The sequence below is a fragment of the Jannaschia seosinensis genome, assembly GCF_001408515.1.
Taxonomy (GTDB): domain Bacteria; phylum Pseudomonadota; class Alphaproteobacteria; order Rhodobacterales; family Rhodobacteraceae; genus Jannaschia; species Jannaschia seosinensis.
In genome coordinates this window covers 1-17,825 of record NZ_CYPR01000096.1, presented here as the reverse complement: position 1 = coordinate 17,825, position 17,825 = coordinate 1, and the positions used below count along the sequence as shown (strand labels likewise).

General features: G+C 68.0%; 24 protein-coding genes. 6 read left to right on the top strand and 18 right to left on the bottom strand.

What is annotated here, in order from left to right; genetic code table 11:
- Position 1 precedes the first annotated feature (1 nt).
- Positions 2-1,057, top strand: coding sequence for an ornithine cyclodeaminase (gene ocd / locus JSE7799_RS07630; protein WP_055663072.1), 1,056 nt, complete (start codon positions 2-4; stop codon positions 1,055-1,057).
- A gap of 75 nt (positions 1,058-1,132) precedes the next feature.
- On the opposite strand, the gene JSE7799_RS07625 is transcribed toward ocd, so the two are convergent.
- The 8 genes from JSE7799_RS07625 to JSE7799_RS07590 form a co-directional block, all read right to left on the bottom strand.
- Positions 1,133-1,981 carry a mechanosensitive ion channel family protein gene (locus JSE7799_RS07625; protein ID WP_055663071.1) on the bottom strand — a complete coding sequence of 283 codons (849 nt, stop codon included), beginning with the start codon at positions 1,979-1,981 and terminating at the stop codon, positions 1,133-1,135.
- A gap of 13 nt (positions 1,982-1,994) precedes the next feature.
- Positions 1,995-2,249 carry a 4a-hydroxytetrahydrobiopterin dehydratase gene (locus JSE7799_RS07620; RefSeq protein WP_055663070.1) on the bottom strand — a complete coding sequence of 85 codons (255 nt, stop codon included), beginning with the start codon at positions 2,247-2,249 and terminating at the stop codon, positions 1,995-1,997.
- The gene (locus tag JSE7799_RS07615; RefSeq protein ID WP_055663069.1) at positions 2,246-3,445 is read right to left on the bottom strand and encodes a GNAT family N-acetyltransferase; all 1,200 of its coding nucleotides are present in this window, start codon (positions 3,443-3,445) and stop codon (positions 2,246-2,248) included. Before JSE7799_RS07615 ends, JSE7799_RS07620 begins: the two co-directional genes overlap by 4 nt.
- Before the next feature lie 25 nt (positions 3,446-3,470).
- Positions 3,471-4,220, bottom strand: coding sequence for a glycerophosphodiester phosphodiesterase family protein (locus JSE7799_RS07610; protein ID WP_055663068.1), 750 nt, complete (start codon positions 4,218-4,220; stop codon positions 3,471-3,473).
- Complete coding sequence (locus JSE7799_RS07605; protein WP_055663067.1) at positions 4,217-4,672, bottom strand: RidA family protein; 456 nt, start codon at positions 4,670-4,672, stop codon at positions 4,217-4,219. The genes JSE7799_RS07610 and JSE7799_RS07605 overlap by 4 nt, the downstream gene beginning before the upstream one ends.
- Before the next feature lie 80 nt (positions 4,673-4,752).
- Positions 4,753-5,904, bottom strand: coding sequence for a succinyl-diaminopimelate desuccinylase (gene dapE / locus JSE7799_RS07600; protein WP_055663066.1), 1,152 nt, complete (start codon positions 5,902-5,904; stop codon positions 4,753-4,755).
- A complete protein-coding gene (locus JSE7799_RS07595) occupies positions 5,904-6,230 on the bottom strand; it encodes a DUF8846 family protein (protein ID WP_055663065.1) in 327 nt (108 codons plus the stop codon). Before JSE7799_RS07595 ends, dapE begins: the two co-directional genes overlap by 1 nt.
- A 124-nt stretch (positions 6,231-6,354) precedes the next feature.
- Positions 6,355-6,609 (bottom strand): GlsB/YeaQ/YmgE family stress response membrane protein, encoded by a 255-nt coding sequence (locus JSE7799_RS07590; RefSeq protein ID WP_055663064.1) that lies wholly within the window; start codon positions 6,607-6,609, stop codon positions 6,355-6,357.
- A 107-nt stretch (positions 6,610-6,716) separates the two neighbouring features.
- Here JSE7799_RS07590 and JSE7799_RS07585 point away from each other — a divergent pair, with 107 nt between their 5' ends.
- Positions 6,717-6,977: a DUF6525 family protein gene (locus JSE7799_RS07585; RefSeq protein WP_055663063.1), complete on the top strand. Its 261-nt coding sequence runs from the start codon at positions 6,717-6,719 to the stop codon at positions 6,975-6,977.
- A gap of 4 nt (positions 6,978-6,981) precedes the next feature.
- Here the strand turns inward: JSE7799_RS07585 and dapD are convergent, their stop codons facing one another.
- Positions 6,982-7,809 carry a 2,3,4,5-tetrahydropyridine-2,6-dicarboxylate N-succinyltransferase gene (gene dapD, locus JSE7799_RS07580; protein ID WP_055663062.1) on the bottom strand — a complete coding sequence of 276 codons (828 nt, stop codon included), beginning with the start codon at positions 7,807-7,809 and terminating at the stop codon, positions 6,982-6,984.
- Between the two features lie 135 nt (positions 7,810-7,944).
- On the opposite strand from dapD, the gene JSE7799_RS07575 reads away from it, so the two are divergent.
- Positions 7,945-8,397, top strand: a complete 453-nt coding sequence (locus tag JSE7799_RS07575) for a DMT family transporter (RefSeq protein WP_055663061.1) — start codon at positions 7,945-7,947, stop codon at positions 8,395-8,397.
- Between the two features lie 22 nt (positions 8,398-8,419).
- Here the strand turns inward: JSE7799_RS07575 and JSE7799_RS07570 are convergent, their stop codons facing one another.
- The gene (locus JSE7799_RS07570; protein ID WP_055663060.1) at positions 8,420-9,349 is read right to left on the bottom strand and encodes a serine/threonine dehydratase; all 930 of its coding nucleotides are present in this window, start codon (positions 9,347-9,349) and stop codon (positions 8,420-8,422) included.
- A 57-nt stretch (positions 9,350-9,406) separates the two neighbouring features.
- Between JSE7799_RS07570 and JSE7799_RS07565 the strand changes: the two genes are divergently transcribed.
- Positions 9,407-10,267 (top strand): LOG family protein, encoded by an 861-nt coding sequence (locus JSE7799_RS07565; RefSeq protein WP_083480355.1) that lies wholly within the window; start codon positions 9,407-9,409, stop codon positions 10,265-10,267.
- 18 nt (positions 10,268-10,285) lie between these two features.
- Here JSE7799_RS07565 and JSE7799_RS07560 read toward each other — a convergent pair whose 3' ends face one another.
- The 4 genes from JSE7799_RS07560 to JSE7799_RS07545 all read right to left on the bottom strand — a co-directional run bounded on the left by JSE7799_RS07560 (position 10,286) and on the right by JSE7799_RS07545 (position 13,961).
- Positions 10,286-11,149: an esterase-like activity of phytase family protein gene (locus JSE7799_RS07560; RefSeq protein WP_055663058.1), complete on the bottom strand. Its 864-nt coding sequence runs from the start codon at positions 11,147-11,149 to the stop codon at positions 10,286-10,288.
- Positions 11,116-11,973, bottom strand: a complete 858-nt coding sequence (gene mepA, locus JSE7799_RS07555) for a penicillin-insensitive murein endopeptidase (protein WP_055663057.1) — start codon at positions 11,971-11,973, stop codon at positions 11,116-11,118. The genes JSE7799_RS07560 and mepA overlap by 34 nt, the downstream gene beginning before the upstream one ends.
- Complete coding sequence (locus tag JSE7799_RS07550; RefSeq protein ID WP_055663056.1) at positions 11,970-13,331, bottom strand: MFS transporter; 1,362 nt, start codon at positions 13,329-13,331, stop codon at positions 11,970-11,972. The genes mepA and JSE7799_RS07550 overlap by 4 nt, the downstream gene beginning before the upstream one ends.
- 69 nt (positions 13,332-13,400) lie before the next feature.
- Positions 13,401-13,961, bottom strand: coding sequence for an acyl-CoA thioesterase (locus JSE7799_RS07545; RefSeq protein WP_055663055.1), 561 nt, complete (start codon positions 13,959-13,961; stop codon positions 13,401-13,403).
- A 118-nt stretch (positions 13,962-14,079) separates the two neighbouring features.
- Between JSE7799_RS07545 and JSE7799_RS07540 the strand changes: the two genes are divergently transcribed.
- Positions 14,080-14,373, top strand: coding sequence for a YggT family protein (locus tag JSE7799_RS07540; RefSeq protein WP_055663054.1), 294 nt, complete (start codon positions 14,080-14,082; stop codon positions 14,371-14,373).
- A gap of 4 nt (positions 14,374-14,377) precedes the next feature.
- Here the strand turns inward: JSE7799_RS07540 and JSE7799_RS22005 are convergent, their stop codons facing one another.
- The gene (locus tag JSE7799_RS22005; RefSeq protein WP_275934891.1) at positions 14,378-14,506 is read right to left on the bottom strand and encodes a hypothetical protein; all 129 of its coding nucleotides are present in this window, start codon (positions 14,504-14,506) and stop codon (positions 14,378-14,380) included.
- Positions 14,507-14,585: 79 nt separating this feature from the next.
- Between JSE7799_RS22005 and JSE7799_RS07535 the strand changes: the two genes are divergently transcribed.
- On the top strand, positions 14,586-15,488 hold the full coding sequence (locus JSE7799_RS07535) for a D-amino acid aminotransferase (RefSeq protein ID WP_055663053.1): 903 nt from the start codon (positions 14,586-14,588) through the stop codon (positions 15,486-15,488).
- A 187-nt stretch (positions 15,489-15,675) separates the two neighbouring features.
- On the opposite strand, the gene JSE7799_RS07530 is transcribed toward JSE7799_RS07535, so the two are convergent.
- The 3 genes from JSE7799_RS07530 to JSE7799_RS20425 form a co-directional block, all read right to left on the bottom strand.
- The gene (locus tag JSE7799_RS07530) at positions 15,676-16,260 is read right to left on the bottom strand and encodes a VPLPA-CTERM sorting domain-containing protein (RefSeq protein ID WP_245624832.1); all 585 of its coding nucleotides are present in this window, start codon (positions 16,258-16,260) and stop codon (positions 15,676-15,678) included.
- A gap of 267 nt (positions 16,261-16,527) precedes the next feature.
- Positions 16,528-17,409, bottom strand: a complete 882-nt coding sequence (locus JSE7799_RS07525; RefSeq protein ID WP_144431611.1) for an IS1595 family transposase — start codon at positions 17,407-17,409, stop codon at positions 16,528-16,530.
- A gap of 248 nt (positions 17,410-17,657) precedes the next feature.
- Positions 17,658-17,825: transposase (locus tag JSE7799_RS20425; RefSeq protein WP_186201869.1), on the bottom strand; the 168-nt coding region annotated here is incomplete at its 5' end.

The window sequence follows — 17,825 nt, the reverse complement described above, 5'->3', positions numbered from 1 at the left end:
TATGACCGACCTGTCCCCCTCCCGCCTCGCGCTCGTGCCGTTCATCTCGGTCGCCGACATGATGCGGATCGTCAACGCCGCCGGCATCCCCGAGACGATCGCGGCCATCGCCGACCGGATCGAGACGGATTTCCGCCGCTGGCCCGATTTCGACAAGACGGCCCGGATCCCCTCCCATTCCGACGACGGCGTGATCGAGCTGATGCCCACCTCCGACGGCGAATTCTACGGCTTCAAATACGTCAACGGCCACCCGGCGAACATGGCGCGCGGCTTTCAGACGGTCACCGCCTTCGGCGTGCTGGCGCGGGTCGATAACGGCTATCCGGTCCTGATCTCCGAAATGACGGTCCTGACGGCCCTGCGCACGGCGGCCATGTCGGTCGCCGCCGCCCGCCATCTCGCGCCGAAGGACGCGCGGGTCATGGCCGTCATCGGCAACGGCGCCCAATGCGAATTCCAGTCCCTGGGCTTTCACCACGTTCTGGGCATCGAGGAGGTCCGCCTCTACGACGTCGACCGCAAGGCCACCGAAAAGGCCGCCCGCAACCTCGCGGGAACGGGCCTGCGCGTCGTGTCGTGTTCCTCGGCCGAAGAGGCCATCACCGGCGCGCAGATCGTCACCACCTGCACCGCGGACAAGCGCTATGCCACGATCCTGACCGACAACATGGTCGGTGCGGGCGTGCATGTGAACGCGATCGGCGGCGACAGCCCGGGCAAGACCGAATTGCATCGCGACATCCTGATGCGGTCGGACATCTTCGTGGAATATCCGCCGCAGACGTGGATCGAAGGCGAGATCCAGCAACTCGATCCCGATCATCCGGTGACCGAACTCTGGCGCGTCTTTCGCGGCGACGTGCCGGGCCGGACCGGGCGCGACCAGATCACCCTGTTCGACAGCGTGGGCTTCGCCACCGAGGATTTCAGCGCGCTGCGCCACATCCATGAAGCCGCGCTCGAGACGGGGTTTTATACCGATCTCGACATGGTCGCCGATCCCGACGATCCCCGCGATCTGTTCGGGATGCTCCGGCGGGCCTCGGACGCCTGAGGACCGGCGACCCGAAAATTTTTCCTTTTTAAAGCATATTCTTGCGGCAATTACCCATGGGTAATTGCCGCAACCTCAATCCTCGCGGACCAGATGCACCGTCCGCTGCGGGAACGGGATCTCCACGCCCGCGGCGTCGAGCGCGATCTTCACCTCGCGGTTCATGTCCTTCCAGTAGCCGAAGAATTCCGGCCGCGGCACCCAGGCGCGCACCAGGAAATCGACGCTGGACGCGTTGAGCGCATCCACCTTCACCGTCGGCTCGCTATCGGCGAGGAAACGCGGATCGGAGGTGATCGTGTCGCGAATCACCTTCTCCACCAACGCAAGGTCCGCGTCGTAGCTGACGCCGAAGACCCATTCCGCCTGCCGCGTGTCGTAGCCGGAGTAGTTGTTGATCGTGTTCCCCCAGACCTGCGAATTCGGGATGATGATCTGGACGTTGCCGATGCTGGCCAGTTCGGTAAAGTTCAGGTTGATCGATTTCACCGTGCCCAGCTCGCTGTTGATCTGCACGAAATCGCCCACCTTGATCGGCCGGAAGAAGATCAGCATCACCCCCGCCGCCACGTTCGACAACGTCCCCTGCAACGCCAGACCGATGGCAAGACCGGCGGCACCGATGATCGCGACCAGCGACGTCGTCTGGATGCCGAACGTATTCAGAACGATCAGGAACGAAAGACCGATGATCGCGTAGCGCGCGAGATTGGCGAGGAAATCGAACAGCGTGTCGTCGAGCCGGACGTGCTTCTCCGACAAGCCCTTGATCCGGCGCCCCACCCATGCGGCGATCAGGAACCCCGCGAAGAGAACGAAGATCGCGGCAAGGATGCTGCCGAGAATCGAGGCGAGGAATTCGAGCGAGATGAGCTCCGCCAGCGTCATGCCGGTGTAGAGCTCGGTGGCGAGGAAGTCTTGCATGAAGCGCGGTCTTTCAGGTCAGCTTGTCGATGGCGCGGGCAAGGTCGGTGTCCTTGTCCGTAAGCCCCCCTGCATCATGGGTCGTCAGCGTGATGTCCACCTTGTTCCAGACGTTGCGCCAGTCGGGATGGTGGTTCGCCGCCTCGGCCAGCAGCGCCACGCGGGACATGAAGCCCCAGGCCTGCGAGAAGTCGTCGAAGCTGAACCGGCGCCGGATCTTGCCGTCCTCCTGCGTCCAGCCTTCGGGCACGTCGTGCTCTGCGCTCATTCCTGTTCCTCCACGTTCGATTTCCGGAACGGCCCGTAGGCCGTCAGCACTTCGATATCCTGCTCCACCGCGTCCGCCTCCGCCTCCAGAAACTGCGCCACCGCCCGCCGGAATCCCGGATCGGGAATGTGGTGCAGCGAGTGGCACGTCACCGGCAGGTAGCCCCGCGCCAGCTTGTGATCGCCCTGCGCGCCGGCCTCGACACGGGTCTGGCCGCGCGCGATCGCGTGGTCGATCGCCTGATAGTAGCACAGTTCGAAATGCAGCATCGGATGATGTTCCGTGCAGCCCCAGTAGCGGCCATAGAGCACGTCGCGCCCGATGAAGTTGAGCGCGCCCGCCACCGCCTCGCCGTCGCGCTCCGCCAGAACCAGAAGCACGTCGTCGCGCATCGTCGCCTGCACCTCGTCGAAGAAAGCACGCGTGAGATACGGGCTGCCCCATTTGCGCCGGCCCGTATCCTGATAGAACCGCCAGAACGCATCCCAATGTTCGGGGCGGAGATCGTCGCCGGCATAGGCGCGGATCGTGCCGCCGAAGCCCTGCGCCGTCGCCCGCTCCTTGCGGATGGCCTTGCGCTTGCGCGAACTCAGCGCGCCGAGGAAGTCGTCGAAGCTGCCATAGCCGTCGTTGAACCAATGGTATTGCTGGCTCGACCGCGCCATCAGGCCCATCTCCGCGCCCGCATCCCGCTCCTCGCGGGTGCAGAAGGTCACGTGGAGGGAGGACAGCTCGTTCTGCTCCGTCACCTGCACCGCGCCCGCGATCAAGGCCTGCCGCCCGACCTCCTCGAAGCCCGGCTTCGTCAGGAACCGCCGCCCCGTTGCCGGCGTGAAAGGCACCGCGATCTGCAGCTTGGGGTAATATTCCCCGCCCGCCCGTTCCCAGGCATGGGCCCAGTTGTGGTCGAAGATGTATTCGCCCTGACTGTGGTACTTGGCGTATTGCGGCGCGCAGGCCACGACCTCGCCCCCGATCCGCGCGACCATGTGCTGCGGCTGCCAGCCGGACCGCCCCCCGACCGAGCCGCTGGTCTCCAGCGCGCGCAGGAACCGGTGCGTGGTAAACGGATCGGCGGGCGGACCGCCATCCGCGGCCTCGGGACAGGCGCAGGCATCCCATTCCGCGGCGTCGATGCCGGACAGATCCGGCAGGAGCGTGATCTCGATGCGGGCGTCTTCGGTGGTATCGGTCATGCGCGTCAGGTGGGGCCGCGCGCGGTCACGGCAAGTAGCCCTCGAAGGTCACGTTGTCCGCCACGCGCCGCGCCGCCGCCGCCCCGGCCGCCGATCGCACCGTCCAGCACAGCACCGGCACGCCCCGCGCCTTCAGCGCCGCGACCGGCGCCATGTCGAGGGCGGCGGCCTCATGGCTGATAAAATCCGCCTCCAGCCGGTCAAAATCGGAGATCGCGGCGAGGCGTCCGCGCGTTGCGTCGCTGATTTCCGGCCAATGTTCCGCCCGAAAGGCCGAGGTGACGAGCCCGCGCGGCAGGTCCGGCGCATCCCTGCGGAAAACGTCGACCGAATGCGGGTTGAACGACATGACCGCTACGTCACCGGCATAGCCCTCCAGCGCGGCGATCACGGCGGCCTCAAGCGGCCCCACCTGCGGCCCCATGTCGCCGTCCCGGTCCTTCACCTCGATCAGGACGGGCACCTGCCCCCCGATGGCCGCCAGCGCCTCGGCCAGCGTCGGGATGCCTGCCGCCCCGCCCGTCAACGGCATCCGCCCCAGCTCCGCGGCCGGGCGCGCCGAGATCGGCCCGGCGGCGGCGGTGAGACGCTCCAGCGTGTCGTCGTGGAACACCATGGCGACGCCGTCCGACGCGGGCTGGACGTCGATCTCCACCCCGTAACCGGCCGCCACCGCCGCGCGGATCGCGGCCAGCGAGTTTTCCGGCCGACCCGCCCCGTGCAGCGCACGATGCGCGATCGGCCGCGCGAGGAAGGCGGCGGGCAAGCGGCTCATCGGGTTTCGAAGATGCCTTCGATCTCGACCGCCACACCAAAAGGCAAGGACGCGCCGACGGCCGAGCGGCTGTGCCGGCCCGCCTCGCCCAGAGCTTCCACGAGGAAATCCGAGGCGCCGTTGACGACCTTCGGCTGGTCGCCGAAATCAGGTGTGCAATTGACGAAGGCGGTCAGCTTCACGACCCGCGTCAGCCGCTCGATATCGCCGTCGCAGGCGGTCTTCACCTGCGCCAGAAGCGAGATGGCGCAGGCCCGCGCCGCCGCCGCACCGTCCGCAACCGCCATCCCGTCGCCCAGCCGCCCGGTGATCAGCCCCTCCGGCCCCGTCGAGATCTGGCCCGACACGAAAAGCAGGCCGCCCGCCCGCACGAAGGGGACGTAGTTCGCGGCCGGCGCGGGCGCGTCCGGCAGGGTGACGCCAAGCTCGGCGAGACGGTCGGTGATGGACATGGTTCGGCTCCTGTTGCGGTCGTCCGCACGCTGCCATGACGGGCGTGGGGAGGGAAGCGCCGCCGGGCCGAAACGGCAGGTCAGTCGGCGCCGTCTCCGAAATAATCGCGCAGCACCCGCGCATAGATCGCCTTGAGCTGCTCGATCTGTTCGATGCGAACCCGTTCGTCCACCGCATGCATCCGGTGACCGACCAGCCCGAACTCCACGACCGGGCAATGGTCCTTGACGAAGCGCGCATCCGAGGTGCCGCCCGTGGTCGACATCTCGGGCACGCGGTTGGTCTCGACCTGCACCGCGCGCGAGACCAGATCCGACAGCCGGCCCGGCGGGGTCAGGAAGCTCTCGCCCGAGACCTTGATCCGGATGTCGATCCCGACGCCGGTCGCCTCCGCCATCGCCTGCGCCTCGGCCCGCAGCCAGTCGCTCAGGGATGCGCCGGAATGGGCGTCGTTGAACCGAATGTTGACCGTCGCGCGCCCGGCGGCCGGGATCACGTTGGTGGTGGCGTTGCCGACATCCATCGTCACGACGGCGAGGGTGGAGGCGTCGAAATGCTCCGTCCCCCGGTCCAGCTCGTGCGAGGCGAGACGGTCCATCAGCCGCGCCATCGCCGGAAGCGGGTTGAGGGCAAGATGGGGATAGGCCGAATGTCCCTGCCGGCCGCGGAACGTGAACCACGCCGTCAGCGACCCGCGCCGCCCGATCTTCATCATCTGGCCCATGTGGTCCGGCGAGGTCGGCTCTCCCACGAGGCAGACATCCATCCGCTCCCCCTCCTCGGCCATCCAGTCGAGAAGCGCGGCCGTTCCGTCGATCGCGTCGCCCTCCTCGTCGCCGGTGATGGCGAGGATCACGGCCCCGTCGGGCGGCGTGTCGCGCACGAAATCCACCGCGGCGGCGGCAAAAGCCGCGACGCCGGATTTCATGTCCGTCGCGCCCCGCCCGTAGAGCCAGCCATCCTCGATCACCGCGCCGAACGGGTCGTGCGTCCAGGCATCGCGGTCGCCTATGGGCACGACATCGGTATGGCCGTTGAAGCCGAGACTGCGGGGATGGGCCTTCTCGCCCCACCGCGCGAAGAGGTTCGCCACCCCGTTGCGGTCCACGCGTGTGCAGGCGAAGCCGGCTCCGGAGAGCATCTCCTCCAGCAGGACCAGCGCGCCGCCTTCCTCGGGCGTCACGGAGGGGCAGCGGACGAGCCGCGCCGTCAGGTCCACCGGATCGGTCATCATTCCTCCCGGAACACGGTCGTCTGCGCCACGATCACCGAATTTTCCTCGAGAGCACGGTCCATCAGCGCCCGCTCCTCGGCGTCGATGTCGTGCCCCTCGGCTTCACGCTCCTGAAGAGTGCCGTAGCCCGTCACCTCCAGCACCGAGAGGTCGGCGGTCTTGAGGACGGCCACCGTCTCGCGCACGGCCTCGTCCTCGTCCACGCCGCTGGCATAGCACATCAGCGCCGCACCCGACGCGTCGTCGGGCAGGCCGTCGCCCGCGCGGCGCCCGACCTCCACGAGGAGGGTGTAGACATGGTGCGGGCGCTTGGGCTTGGACATGGGCCCGGGTCTCGGACGGGGGCGGGCGGTTGTCAATATCGCCCGCCCGCCGCATGCGCGAAGGGCGGCCCGATGGCCGCCCCGTTTCGTAATTGTCGATGACGTGAAACCGATCCGCGTGCGGTCAGCTTCGCCCCTTGATGAGGCGCCCCACCCAGATCAGCAGGCACGCCCCGATCACCGCGACGACAAGTTGCCCGATCCAGCCGCCCAGCGTGGAGCCCGTGACGGTGACAAGGATCCAGTTCGCCACCAGCGCGCCGACGATGCCCAGTACGATGTTCAGAAGAAGGCCCATATCCGCCTTCATGATCTTTTCGGCGATCCATCCGGCGAGCCCGCCGAGGATGATGCTGCCGATCCAGCCTATGCCGCTCATGTCGATATCTCCGTGGTTGCACGTGCGGCGGAACAACACATGCGCCGCGCCGCAAGTTCCTCGGGAGGCGTTTGACCCCGGCCGCCCCAGACCCCACGTTTCGCGCCATGACCCGACGCTCCGACCCTCGCAACGTCAACCCGCTGCGCCAGATGGCGGAGCGGCGCCGCACGATGGCCGAATACGACGCCCTGCCAGAGGCGCTGCGCGGCTGGCTTGCGGAGGCGCGGCTGCAATGGGATCCGGTCTCGGCCCGGCGTGCGTGGCGCCGGGCCATGTGGACGTCGATGGGCCGCAGGCGGGCCGCCCTCGCCTACATGGACCGGCTGGAGGCGGAGGCGCTGGCTCGCGACGGGCTGGAGCCCTGAGCGGTCAGTCGCGCAGAAGCTCGTTGATGCCGGTCTTGGACCGGGTCTTCGCGTCCACGCGCTTCACGATCACCGCGCAATAGAGGTTCACGCCGCCCGAGGATGGCATCGACCCCGCCACCACCACCGAATAGGGCGGCACCTCGCCATAGGTGACGCTGCCGGTCTCGCGGTCGACGATCTTGGTCGACTGCCCGAGGAACACGCCCATGCCGAGGACGGAGCCTTCGCGCACGATCACGCCCTCGACGACTTCGGAACGCGCGCCGATGAAGCAATTGTCCTCGATGATCGTCGGCCCGGCCTGCATCGGCTCCAGCACGCCGCCGATGCCGACGCCGCCGGACAGGTGCACGTTCTTTCCAATCTGCGCGCAGGAGCCGACAGTGGCCCAGGTATCGACCATCGTGCCCGTATCGACATAGGCACCCAGATTGACGAAGGACGGCATCAGCACCACGCCCGGCGCGATATAGGCCGACCGGCGCACCACCGCGTTGGGCACCGCGCGGAATCCCGCCGCGCGCCACTGCCCCTCACCCCAGCCCGCGAATTTCGAATCGACCTTGTCCCACCAGCCGCCGCCCTGCGGGCCACCGGGCTGAAGCGCCATGTCGCGGATGCGAAAGCCCAGCAGGACCGCCTTCTTGGCCCATTGATTGACGTGCCAGACGCCGTCCGCGCCCCGCTCCGCCACGCGCAGGGTTCCGCCGTCGAGCGCGGCGAGCGTGTCTTCGATCGCCTCGCGCGTTTCGCCGCCGGTCAGCGGCGTGATCGTGTCGCGCGCCTCCCAGGCGGCCTCGATGGCGGTTTCGAGCTGTTGGTTCGACATGGACGGCCTCCCGGTGGGCGGTGGATCGGTGGGGGGCACGGATAGAGACCGGATGCCGCGCGGGCAATCCCGGTGAATTGACCGCAGGCATTCTTTGCGTCAGCCATCCGGAGCCAGCCAGCCACGGACCCCGCCATGCCCAGCTTTCCCGTCCTCCTCGTCCCCGTGCTCGTCGTCTTCGTCTCGGGGCTCGGGTTCGGCCTGCAGGCGCCGATCAACGCCGCGCTGGGCAAGGGAATCGGCGGCGGCGTCGCGGCGGCGGCCCTGTCGTTCGGGGTGGGCTTCGCGGCGCTTCTGGCGCTGACTTTCGTCACCGGACAGGGTCCGGCGCTGGCGCGGGCGACGTCGATGCCGCCGGTCTACTGGATCGGCGGGCTTCTCGGCGCGCTGGTGGTGTGGTCGATGCTCTGGTCGGTGCCGACGATCGGCGTGCTGACGGCGATTTCGGCGCTGCTTCTGGGGCAGCTTGCGGCGGCGCTGGTGCTCGATGCGGTGGGCGCCTTCGCCGCGCCGGTCCATCCGATCACGCCCACGCGGATCCTGGCGCTGGCGATGGTGGCGGGCGGGCTGGTCCTGTCGCGCCTTTGATCGCGGCGGCCGGAGCCATGCGTCAGGCGGACGCGCCGGCGACGGGATCGGGCTCCGGGTTCGCGCCGCAGACGAGGACGGCGACCCGCTCGCCCGGCGCGGGGCTGTAGGCACCCGAGATCAGCGCGGCGAGCGCGCAGGCCCCCGCCGGCTCCACCCATTGCCGGGCCTCGCGCCACAGAAGGTCGCGCGCGTCGGCAATCGCCGCGTCGGGCACCGTGACGGAGACCAGCCCCGCGCCCGCCCCGCGCGCGAGGTCGAAGCAGATCGACCCGATCCGCCGCGCGCCCAGCGCGTTGGCCGCGATGCCCGATACCGCGACATCGACCGGTGCGCCCGCCGCCAGCGCCGCATTCAGGGCGCAGGCGGTCTCCGGCTCCACCGCCACCACCCTGCGGCGCCCGCCGAACCACGCCAGCGCCCCGGCGATCAGACCGCCGCCGCCGACCGCGACAAGCACCGTATCCGCGTCGAGGCCCTGCTCCTCCCATTCGGCAAAGCAGGTGCCCTGCCCCGCCACGGTGCCGGGACCGTCATAGGCGTGGATCTGCATCGCGCCCGTCTCCGCCTCATGCGCCCGCGCGGCGTCCAGCGCGTCGGCATAGAGCCCCGGCACCACGTGACAGGCGGCGCCCGACCTCTCGATCAGGGCGATCTTGGCGGGGCCCGCCACTTCGGGGACGAAGACATGCGCCGGATGGCCGAGCGCGGCGGCGGCATATCCGACCGCCGCGCCGTGATTGCCGCCCGAGGCCGCCACGATCCCGGCCGCGGGCACCGGTCCGGAGAGCAGCGTCTCGAACGCCCCGCGGACCTTGAAGCTGCCGGTATGCTGCAGCTGCTCGAGCTTCACCTCGACGTCGAACCCGCCGAGATCGAGCCGTGTCACCGGCGTCACCCGCGCATGATCCGCGATCCGCGCCCGCGCGGCCTCGATCCGTGTCCGATCCATGATGCACCTCCGCGACGACCCTGCTACATGCACCCCCAGCCTGCAATCGAGAGAACCATGACCGAAACGCCAAAGAAGCACCCCCTTCGCCATTCCGGCGAGGACCGCCGCACGGCCAGCACCGTTCCCGACACGCCGCAGACCCGGTCGGCGGCCTATCGCCTTGCCTTCGTCGACGACGATTTCCTCTGCCGGGAAGAGCTTCGCCCGGTGCGGCTTCAGCTGGAGCTGCTCAAGACCGGCATGCTGATGGACGAGGCAGGGGTGGAATCCACGGTCGTGCTGTTCGGCGGCGCGCGGATCATGCGGCCCGAGCGGGCGGACGAGGCCCGCACCGAGACGCTCCGCCACCTGTCGCGGCAATATGACGAGGCGCGCCGCTTCGCGCAGCTGGTCACCGAGCGGTCCCTGGAGCAATCGGGCGGGCGCGAGAACGTCATCGTCACCGGCGGCGGCCCCGGCGTGATGGAGGCGGGCAATCGCGGCGCGGCGGATGCGGGCGGGCGGTCCATCGGCCTCAACATCGTGCTGCCGCACGAGCAGGCGCCCAACGAGTTCGTCTCGCCGGAGCTGAGCTTCAACTTCCACTACTTCGCCGTGCGCAAGATGCATTTCCTGATGCGCGCCGCGGCGATCTGCGTGTTTCCCGGGGGGTTCGGCACGCTCGACGAGCTGTTCGAGACGCTGACCCTGATCCAGACGGGTCGGATGGCGCGGGTGCCGTTCCTTCTGTTCGGAGAAGAGTTCTGGCGGCGCATCGTCGATTGGGAAGCGCTGCGCGACGCGGGCACGATCGGGCATGACGACCTGGAGCTGTTCCGCTTCGTCGAGACGGCGGAGGAGGCGCTGGCGCTGATGGAGGACTGGCCGCTGCCGCGCACCCGGCGCGACGAGATCCCCGGCCGCGTGGAGGCCTGATGCGCGCGGCGGCGCGGGCTAGTCGAGGACGTAGTCCACGAATTCGGTCGTCTGAAGCCACGGCAGCTGGTTGTCGTCGGACACCATCGTCGCGCGCAGACGGCCCGCCGCGTCCCGCCAGATCGCAATCCCTTCGAGGTTGTCGTGCACGCCGCCGCGGGTCTCCAGCTCGACCCGGGCATCCGTGCCGTCGGGCGCGAAACTGCGGACGCGGCTCCGGAACCCGCTGATGGTCAGCTTGCGCTCCAGCACGTAGAGCCGCCCGCCCGGACCGAAATCGGCGCCCGTCACCATGTAGCTGTCCTCGACGGACAGGTTGAACGGCGTCGACCAGCGCCGGTCGGCGAAACGGAAGACGGGGAACGTCTCGCGCCGGCCCGGCGGCCATTCCGGAACCGCGTAAAGCCGCCCCTCCGCATCCGCCGCCAGCGCTTCGAGCCCTCGATTGTCGGGGAGGGTCGCGAAGCTTTCGTATTGGGGGATCCATTCGGGCTTCGCATTGATCGTCGGGTAGCGCATGACCCGACTCATCCCCTCGAAGCTGACGAAGAACGCGTCGCCGACCCGCGCGATCGATTCCGCGTCCTTCTCCCGCCCCCGCAGAGGACCGCCGGTCGATCGTTGCAGCATGCCCCGATCCGCAATCCGCACGTCCACGACCGCGCCGTCCGGGCCGCGCTCGAGGCGGCCGCGCACCCAGCCGCCGCGATCCGACAGCACCACCATCTCGGCCCCGTCCGGCCCGAGCCACAGCGCCGAATACCCGCCCGCCTCCGCGATCTCCGGCGACCAGACGTGGCGGCCGAGGAGTTCCGCGCCCGTCGCGGGCGCCGCGAAGAGGGCGAGGATCAGCGCGAGGGCGCGGCGAGAACGCGAGCGCATTGCTGCGGAAGGTCGGCCACGCGCAGATCCCGGCGCGGCGCGGCGGGGGCGGCGTTCGGATCGGGCGGCGGCGGGTTGAGGATGTTGTTCACCCAGGCCTGCGCCTCGGCGCAGCCATCGCCCGGCGGCGGCGCGGCCTGATCCTCGCAGCCGGACGCGCCGCGCGGACAGGAGATGCGGACATGCATGTGATAATGGTGCCCCCACCACGGCCGCACCTTGCGCAGCCACGAGCGGTCGCCGGTCTCGTCACGGCACATCCGCACCTTGGCGCCGGGAAAGATGAAGATGCGCGCGGTACGCGGATCCTGCGCGGCGCGCTTGACCAGCTCATGCTGACCGCGCGACCACCTGTCGTTGACGTAGGCTCCGCCTTCGCGCTGCATCGAGACGGCGGAGATGTTCTCCCGCGCGCGCGGCGACAGCGTCATGTCGGTCGCGGGATAGAGCCAGATATCGGCGTCGAGTCCGATCTGATGGCTCCGGTGGCCGGACGTCATCGGCCCGCCGCGCGGCTGGCTCATGTCGCCGACATAGATGCCGCCCCAGCCGATCCGGTCCATATGCGTCCCGAGGTCCCGCACCATGTCCACAAGTTCGGGGTGGCCCCAGTTGCGGTTGCGCGACAGCCGCATCGCCTGCCAGCTCGGCCCCGTCTCGGGCAACTGTTCGAGGCCCGCCGCGCAGCCGCGCGAATAGCCGCCGAACGGCTCGGATCGCTCTGCCGAACCGCGGGTCATGGCGCCGAAACTGTCCTTGGCGAGATGGGCCTGCGCCGGCGGGGCGAGCAGCAGCGCAAGGAGCAGGGCCAGCGATCGGATCATGCGTGTTCTCCCTCGGATCGAACCCACATTAGCAGGATCAATCCAAGGATGAACAGCCCGACGACCGGGAGCACGCCGATCCGCTGGCTGCCCGAGATCAGCGTCACGAACCCGATCGCCATCGGCGCGAGGAAGGCCGTGGCCTTGCCCGCCAGCGCGTAGAGCCCGAAGCCCTCGGTCACGTGGGACGGCGCCACCAGCCGCACCAGCATCGTGCGGCTCGACGCCTGAAGCGCGCCGCCCGCCGCGCCGATCACCGCCCCGATCACGTAGAACGCCACCGTCGGCAGGGACGAGCCCGCGTCCACCGGGATCGTCAGGACCGAGACCGGCGTCACCGACACCGCCCCCAGCGACACGGCCGTCAGCACGATCACGCAGGTCACGATCACGGGCTTCGGTCCCCGCGCCCGATCCGCCCGCCCGCCGATCCACGCGAAGATCGCGCCCGTGATCGCCGCGACGATGCCGAAGATGCCGATGTCGATCGCCCCCCAGCCCAGCACGCCCGCCGTGTAGATGCCGCCGAAGGTATAAAGCCCGTTGAGCGCGTCGCGGTAGAGCATCGAGGCGCCCAGATAGGCGGTGAAGCTCGGGCGGGCGGGGAGGGACCGGATCGTCCGCGCCAGCCGCCGAAGCGCCTCCGCGACCGGCGTGACCGTGGCCGCGACCGGGCGCACGGGCTTCACCCACAAGAAGAACGGCACCATGAACACGATGTACCAGAGCGCCGTGAACGGCCCGACGAAGCGCGTCCCCTCGCGCGTGGCGGGGTCGAGGCCAAGGATCGGCTCCAGCCCGATCAGCGTCACGCCCGCCGCGCTCTCGGCAAAGAGCGTCAGCACGATCGCCAGCGACAGGACGCCGCCCACGTAGCCGAGCGCCCAGCCCGAGCCCGAGATGCGCCCGATCTCGCGCGGCGGGCCCAAAGTGGGCAGCATCGCGTTGGTGAAGATCGTGGCGAACTCCATCCCCACCAGCCCGACGCAGAAGGCCAGGAGGATCGGCCAGACGCTCTCCGCCCCCGGCACCGCGAACCACAGGGCCGCCGCGCCCAGCACGTAGAGCACCGAAAAGAACCGGATCCACGTCAGGTGCCGCCCCGACGCATCCGCCATCGCCCCGAGGACCGGCGCACTGACCGCCATCAGCAGCCCCGCCAGCCCGATGGCGAAACCGAAGGCCGATTGCGCCACGACCGGATCGTCCATCACTGCGCTCGCGAAGTAGGGGCCGAACACGAAGGTCAGAAGAAGCGTGTTGTAGGGCTGCGACGCAAAGTCGAACATCATCCAGCCCCACACGCGGCGGCGGAGCGCGTTATCCGTCGAGGGCGCGCAGGTTGCGATGTCGGTCATGTTCCCCCCGTGTCGCGACCACGCTGCGCGCGATGGCGCCCGCGCGCAACATCCGCGTGACGGACGGGGTCAGAGCATGGACGGAACAGGACCCTCTGGCGGGCGCTCGGGCGGCCAGGGGCGGGTGCCCTCCGCCTCGATCCACGCCGTCACCCAGCCGGGCATCGCGGGCGATTCGGGGGGAAGGCCCATCTCGGCGGCCACCTCGCCCGAGGGCACGGCCTTGCCGCGGGCGACGACCGCCGTGCGCAGGAGCGCCTCGGAGCAGCAGGTTCCCTTCACCCACATCGACTGCACGATGTAGAAGAAGCGCGCGTCCCAGCCGACGATGCGCGTGTGCATCTCGATGCGCTGGAAGACCGTGACCCGCCTGCGGTAGCGGATGCTCACCCCCGCGACGGCCAGACCCCAGCGCCGCCGGCGCAGCGCGGCGATCAGACCGATCCGCGCCCCGAGCGTGAACCGCCCCAGATCGTAGAGCGTCAGGGTCCGCCCGTTGTTGAGTTCCCCGAACCCGTCGAGATCCCACGGCAGGCACAGGTGATGCGACACATGCGGATCTCGGGCCCCGAGCGGGGCGGCACGCCGGGCGCGCGACATCTGCCACAAAAGACGGACGAAGGGATACATGCCTCCGCCTCGGCCGATCGCGCGGGCGCGTCAAGACGGACCCCGCGTCGCGCGAGCCAAGCGGCTTGCGGCGGGACGCGCGCGCACCTAGATCGGGCCGGACCGAAAAGGGGGCTCCATGGACCTGATCCTGCGCATCGTCGATCTGCTGCTGAGCGTCGCGTGGTTTTTCGCCATCGCGCACGTCATCATGTCGTGGCTGATCAATTTCGGCGTGCTGAACCTGCACCAGCCGATCGTCGGACAGATCTGGGACGGCCTGAACCGCCTGCTGGAGCCGGCCTACCGCCCGATCCGCAACATTCTGCCGCAGACAGGAGGCCTCGACCTCGCGCCGCTGGTCTTCTTCATCGGCATCATCATCGCGCGGATGATCGTGACCGAGGCCCGGATCAGCCTCGCGGGCTACTGACGCCTCAGACGGCCTCGACCGGAGCGGTGCAGGTGTCGCAATCGGCGATCTCGCCGCCCGCTTCCTGAAGCGCGAGCCCCGCGATGATCGCGACGGCGAGCAGGACGAGCCGAATTTCGTGACGCATGGACATGGCAAAATCCTCCTGACGTCATTGTCTCCGTCCCGGACGCACTTGCAAATCACGGCCGCGTGACGTCACGATCCGCGCCATGGATAACGATGTCAGCACCCACGAGGCCGAGGAGGATGCGCGCAATGCCGACATCCTCATCTGGGTCGACGGCCATCTCAAGCCCCGCGCCGAGGCGACGGTGTCGGTCTATGACAGCGGCTTCATGCTGGGCGACGGCGTGTGGGAGGGGCTGCGCCTGCATCACGGGCGCTGGTCGTTTCTCGACGAGCATCTCGACCGGCTGTTCGAGGCGGCCAAGGCCATCGACCTCGATATCGGGCGCGACCGGGCGGAGATCGCCGACGCGCTTGAGGAGACCCGGCAGGCCAACGGGATGGAGACCGACGCCCATGCCCGCCTGATGGTGACGCGCGGCGTGAAGCGCCTGCCGTTCCAGCATCCCCGCCTGTCGACGCGCGGCCCCACCATCGTCATCATCATGGAGCATTCGCGCCCGAAGCTTCCCCGCCCGGTGCGCCTGGCCACGGTGCCGCATCTGCGCGGCCTGCCGATGACGCAGGATCCGAAACTCAACTCGCACTCCAAGCTGAACTGCATCCTCGCCTGCATCGCCGCCGAAAAGGCCGGCGCGGACGAGGCGCTGATGCTCGACCTCCACGGCTTCGTGAACACGACGAATGCCTGCAACTTCTTCATCGTGCGCAAGGGCGAGGTTTGGACCTCGACCGGCGATTACTGCATGAACGGGATCACGCGGGCCAAGGTCATCGACCTGTGCCGCGCGAACGGCATCCCGGTCTTCGAGCGGAATTTCTCGCTGGTGGAGACCTACGGCGCCGACGAAGCCTTCCTGACGGGCACGTTCGGCGCCCAGACGCCGGTGAGCGAGATCGACGGACGGAAGATCGGCGACGGCGCAATGGGTCCGGTGACGGAACGGATCCGCGAATTGTACCGGGATCTGGTGGGCGCCGAGTAGATCAGCGCCGGAACGGACGAATTGGAGATGCGCCAGAATTTCCCGCGCGTCCGATTCTTGAGAACTTTCCCTTCCAACGCGCCGGGCCTGTCAATTTGCTTGTCGCTGTCGGAATGAGTTACTCCAACGGAAAAAGACGGCCCATCGAGACCGCCTCTTCAGAAAGATCGCATATTCGGCCGGCGGTTCAGGCCTGCCGCTTGCGCCGCCGCATCGTCGCGATACCACCAAGGCCGGCGATCAGCATCCAGCCCGCGGCCGGAAGCGGAACCGGTGCGACATCGATCGAGGCGACGGTGAACTCGTCATTGCCGATCAAAATTCCGTCCTGGGGGAATTCTCCGAATGCCGTGATGGACAGCGCGCGAGAAACAATCCCGCCCAAGCTGATGGTGTTGTCGGATGTTCCCGGTCCGTAGATGAAGGACGGGCCGTCGGCGAAACTCAGTTGCACATCGTCGTTGCGGTCCCAGAGACCGAACGTGATGCTGTTCCAGACCGTGTCCCGCCCGAAATCGAGAATGAGACGTTCGGCTCTGCCCAGCAGGGTTCCGTCGATCTGCGTCGGCCGCGGATCGAACGTCGCCGTCACACCGAGGCCCGCATTGCCGTAGGCCACTGAACAGCTCGTGCCCAGAAAGTCCCAGATGCCATTGACGCTGCCGACCTGACAGGAAAGCGCCGGTCCGCCCGGATTGGTCTGACTGTTGGTATAATCGACCGTCGCAGCGCTGGCGGCTCCTGCGAGGAAAACTCCCGCCAATGCGGACACGAATGTTCTGAGCATGCAAATTTCTCCAGTTCAAAATCGAACGCGCCCCGGCGCCGCTTAGCGGCGGGAGCAGCTGCTATTCACAATGGTTAACGGGAAAATCAGATTAAAACAAGGCTTAAGCCGGGAGACAGTATGTGCGGAAACGCAGGATTGTCCACGGATTGGCTACTTGTTCCGTCCCGGATGATCACCTTTCCCCGCGACGATCCGCGCCCTTCATGGCAAGATCGGGAATGTCAGCAAATCGTGTTGGCGCTCTCCTGATCACGCGATGATCAATCGGAATATCTCGACGGGATCAGTGCCGCGCCGCGCCGCCATCCATCGCGTGTAGCCATCGAGGTTCTTCGTAGCCGGACCGCGCCAGATCTTGCGAAACCAGTCCTTCCACTGGAAGTGAAGGTTATTGACGCTGTTGAGGTGATGAGCCTTGGGCGTGCGCCGCCCGCGCCGCCCCTTGATGAGCACCTCGTAGGTGATCCCGTGCTTTACCGCGATAGCATCATACTGGGGCGCACCATCGAACAGCACCATGGCATCCGACGCCACCTGTGGAACGAGCACAGCCTCGATCGTCGGCTGTTTGGTGTCCTTGAAATACTGGAATGTAGCCTTCCCGGAGCGATCCACCACACCGAGGATCGGACAAGACCAGGCGCGGGCGATCACCTGCGGCGGCCGCCGCTTGGGATACTCATACCACCGCCGCCGCGGCGGCTTGGGGTGGTGGAGCGGGTCGCGCAGATGTCGGACCCATTCACGAGATCCCTTGCGGCTCTCTCGCTGGAGTGTCTCGTCGGTTTCGATGATGCCCGACAAGACGGCAGGGGTGATTGCCTTTATCTGCTCGAGAATGATCATTCTCCAGCGCCAGATCGTGTCGCGAGAGACGCCCAGCCGATGGGCGAGCTTGCGACACGACAGCGGGGTGTCGTTTGGATCGAGCATATTGCGTGCCACCTCGATGAAGAGTCCTGGGCGATGCACTCGGGCAACCGGGCTGCCGGTCCGTCCGCTCCAGGTGCTGTCGCAGCCCCTGCACCGCCAGCGCTGTGCGCCGGTGCGGGTGGTGCCCCAGCGAGAGCGATGCGCACTGCCGCAACTCGGGCAGGCTCGCTCTTCGCCAGCCGCGTCGATCTCGACCACCGCCTCGGCGCGCCGCCGCGCGGTGGCAAGAGCGGCCTCCGCCTTGGCAATTTGCGCAGGCGGCAAATTTGAAATAGATCTTAGCCCGCATAATTCATGAAGCTGCGGACTTGTGCTCCGTGGGATGGTTTCCCCGGTCTCGGTTTTCTTGCGCGCACCCGGTGTTTGCGTCCGGTTGGCATGCCGGCCGGTGACTTGGGTCTTGGGCGATACGGGTTGATGTTTCTGGGTTTGTCGGGGCGCTTGCGTCAGGCTGTTTTCGGGGGGGCGAGGGCGTCGAAGAGAAGGAGGAGAAGTCCCTTTCGGGGACACGATGCCGGCAGGGTCACGATGATCCGGGTCTTCTTNTCGACGATGGTGGCGGCCAGCTTGACGAGATGCAGCCGCAGCGTGTCGAACTGGGCGCGGCGCCACGG

Coding starts and splice junctions, on each gene's coding strand:
- JSE7799_RS07585 (WP_055663063.1), top strand. CDS start 6,717: ATGACCCGACGCTCCGACCCTCGCAACGTCAACCCGCTGCGCCAGATG.
- JSE7799_RS07570 (WP_055663060.1), bottom strand. CDS start 9,349: ATGGATCGGACACGGATCGAGGCCGCGCGGGCGCGGATCGCGGATCAT.
- JSE7799_RS07605 (WP_055663067.1), bottom strand. CDS start 4,672: ATGTCCATCACCGACCGTCTCGCCGAGCTTGGCGTCACCCTGCCGGAC.
- JSE7799_RS07620 (WP_055663070.1), bottom strand. CDS start 2,249: ATGAGCGCAGAGCACGACGTGCCCGAAGGCTGGACGCAGGAGGACGGC.
- JSE7799_RS07565 (WP_083480355.1), top strand. CDS start 9,407: ATGACCGAAACGCCAAAGAAGCACCCCCTTCGCCATTCCGGCGAGGAC.
- JSE7799_RS07610 (WP_055663068.1), bottom strand. CDS start 4,220: ATGAGCCGCTTGCCCGCCGCCTTCCTCGCGCGGCCGATCGCGCATCGT.
- JSE7799_RS07590 (WP_055663064.1), bottom strand. CDS start 6,609: ATGAGCGGCATAGGCTGGATCGGCAGCATCATCCTCGGCGGGCTCGCC.
- JSE7799_RS22005 (WP_275934891.1), bottom strand. CDS start 14,506: ATGTCCATGCGTCACGAAATTCGGCTCGTCCTGCTCGCCGTCGCGATC.
- mepA (WP_055663057.1), bottom strand. CDS start 11,973: ATGATCCGATCGCTGGCCCTGCTCCTTGCGCTGCTGCTCGCCCCGCCG.
- JSE7799_RS07615 (WP_055663069.1), bottom strand. CDS start 3,445: ATGACCGATACCACCGAAGACGCCCGCATCGAGATCACGCTCCTGCCG.
- JSE7799_RS07625 (WP_055663071.1), bottom strand. CDS start 1,981: ATGCAAGACTTCCTCGCCACCGAGCTCTACACCGGCATGACGCTGGCG.
- ocd (WP_055663072.1), top strand. CDS start 2: ATGACCGACCTGTCCCCCTCCCGCCTCGCGCTCGTGCCGTTCATCTCG.
- dapD (WP_055663062.1), bottom strand. CDS start 7,809: ATGTCGAACCAACAGCTCGAAACCGCCATCGAGGCCGCCTGGGAGGCG.
- JSE7799_RS07550 (WP_055663056.1), bottom strand. CDS start 13,331: ATGACCGACATCGCAACCTGCGCGCCCTCGACGGATAACGCGCTCCGC.
- JSE7799_RS07540 (WP_055663054.1), top strand. CDS start 14,080: ATGGACCTGATCCTGCGCATCGTCGATCTGCTGCTGAGCGTCGCGTGG.
- JSE7799_RS07560 (WP_055663058.1), bottom strand. CDS start 11,149: ATGCGCTCGCGTTCTCGCCGCGCCCTCGCGCTGATCCTCGCCCTCTTC.
- JSE7799_RS07575 (WP_055663061.1), top strand. CDS start 7,945: ATGCCCAGCTTTCCCGTCCTCCTCGTCCCCGTGCTCGTCGTCTTCGTC.
- dapE (WP_055663066.1), bottom strand. CDS start 5,904: ATGACCGATCCGGTGGACCTGACGGCGCGGCTCGTCCGCTGCCCCTCC.
- JSE7799_RS07545 (WP_055663055.1), bottom strand. CDS start 13,961: ATGTATCCCTTCGTCCGTCTTTTGTGGCAGATGTCGCGCGCCCGGCGT.
- JSE7799_RS07595 (WP_055663065.1), bottom strand. CDS start 6,230: ATGTCCAAGCCCAAGCGCCCGCACCATGTCTACACCCTCCTCGTGGAG.
- JSE7799_RS07535 (WP_055663053.1), top strand. CDS start 14,586: ATGGATAACGATGTCAGCACCCACGAGGCCGAGGAGGATGCGCGCAAT.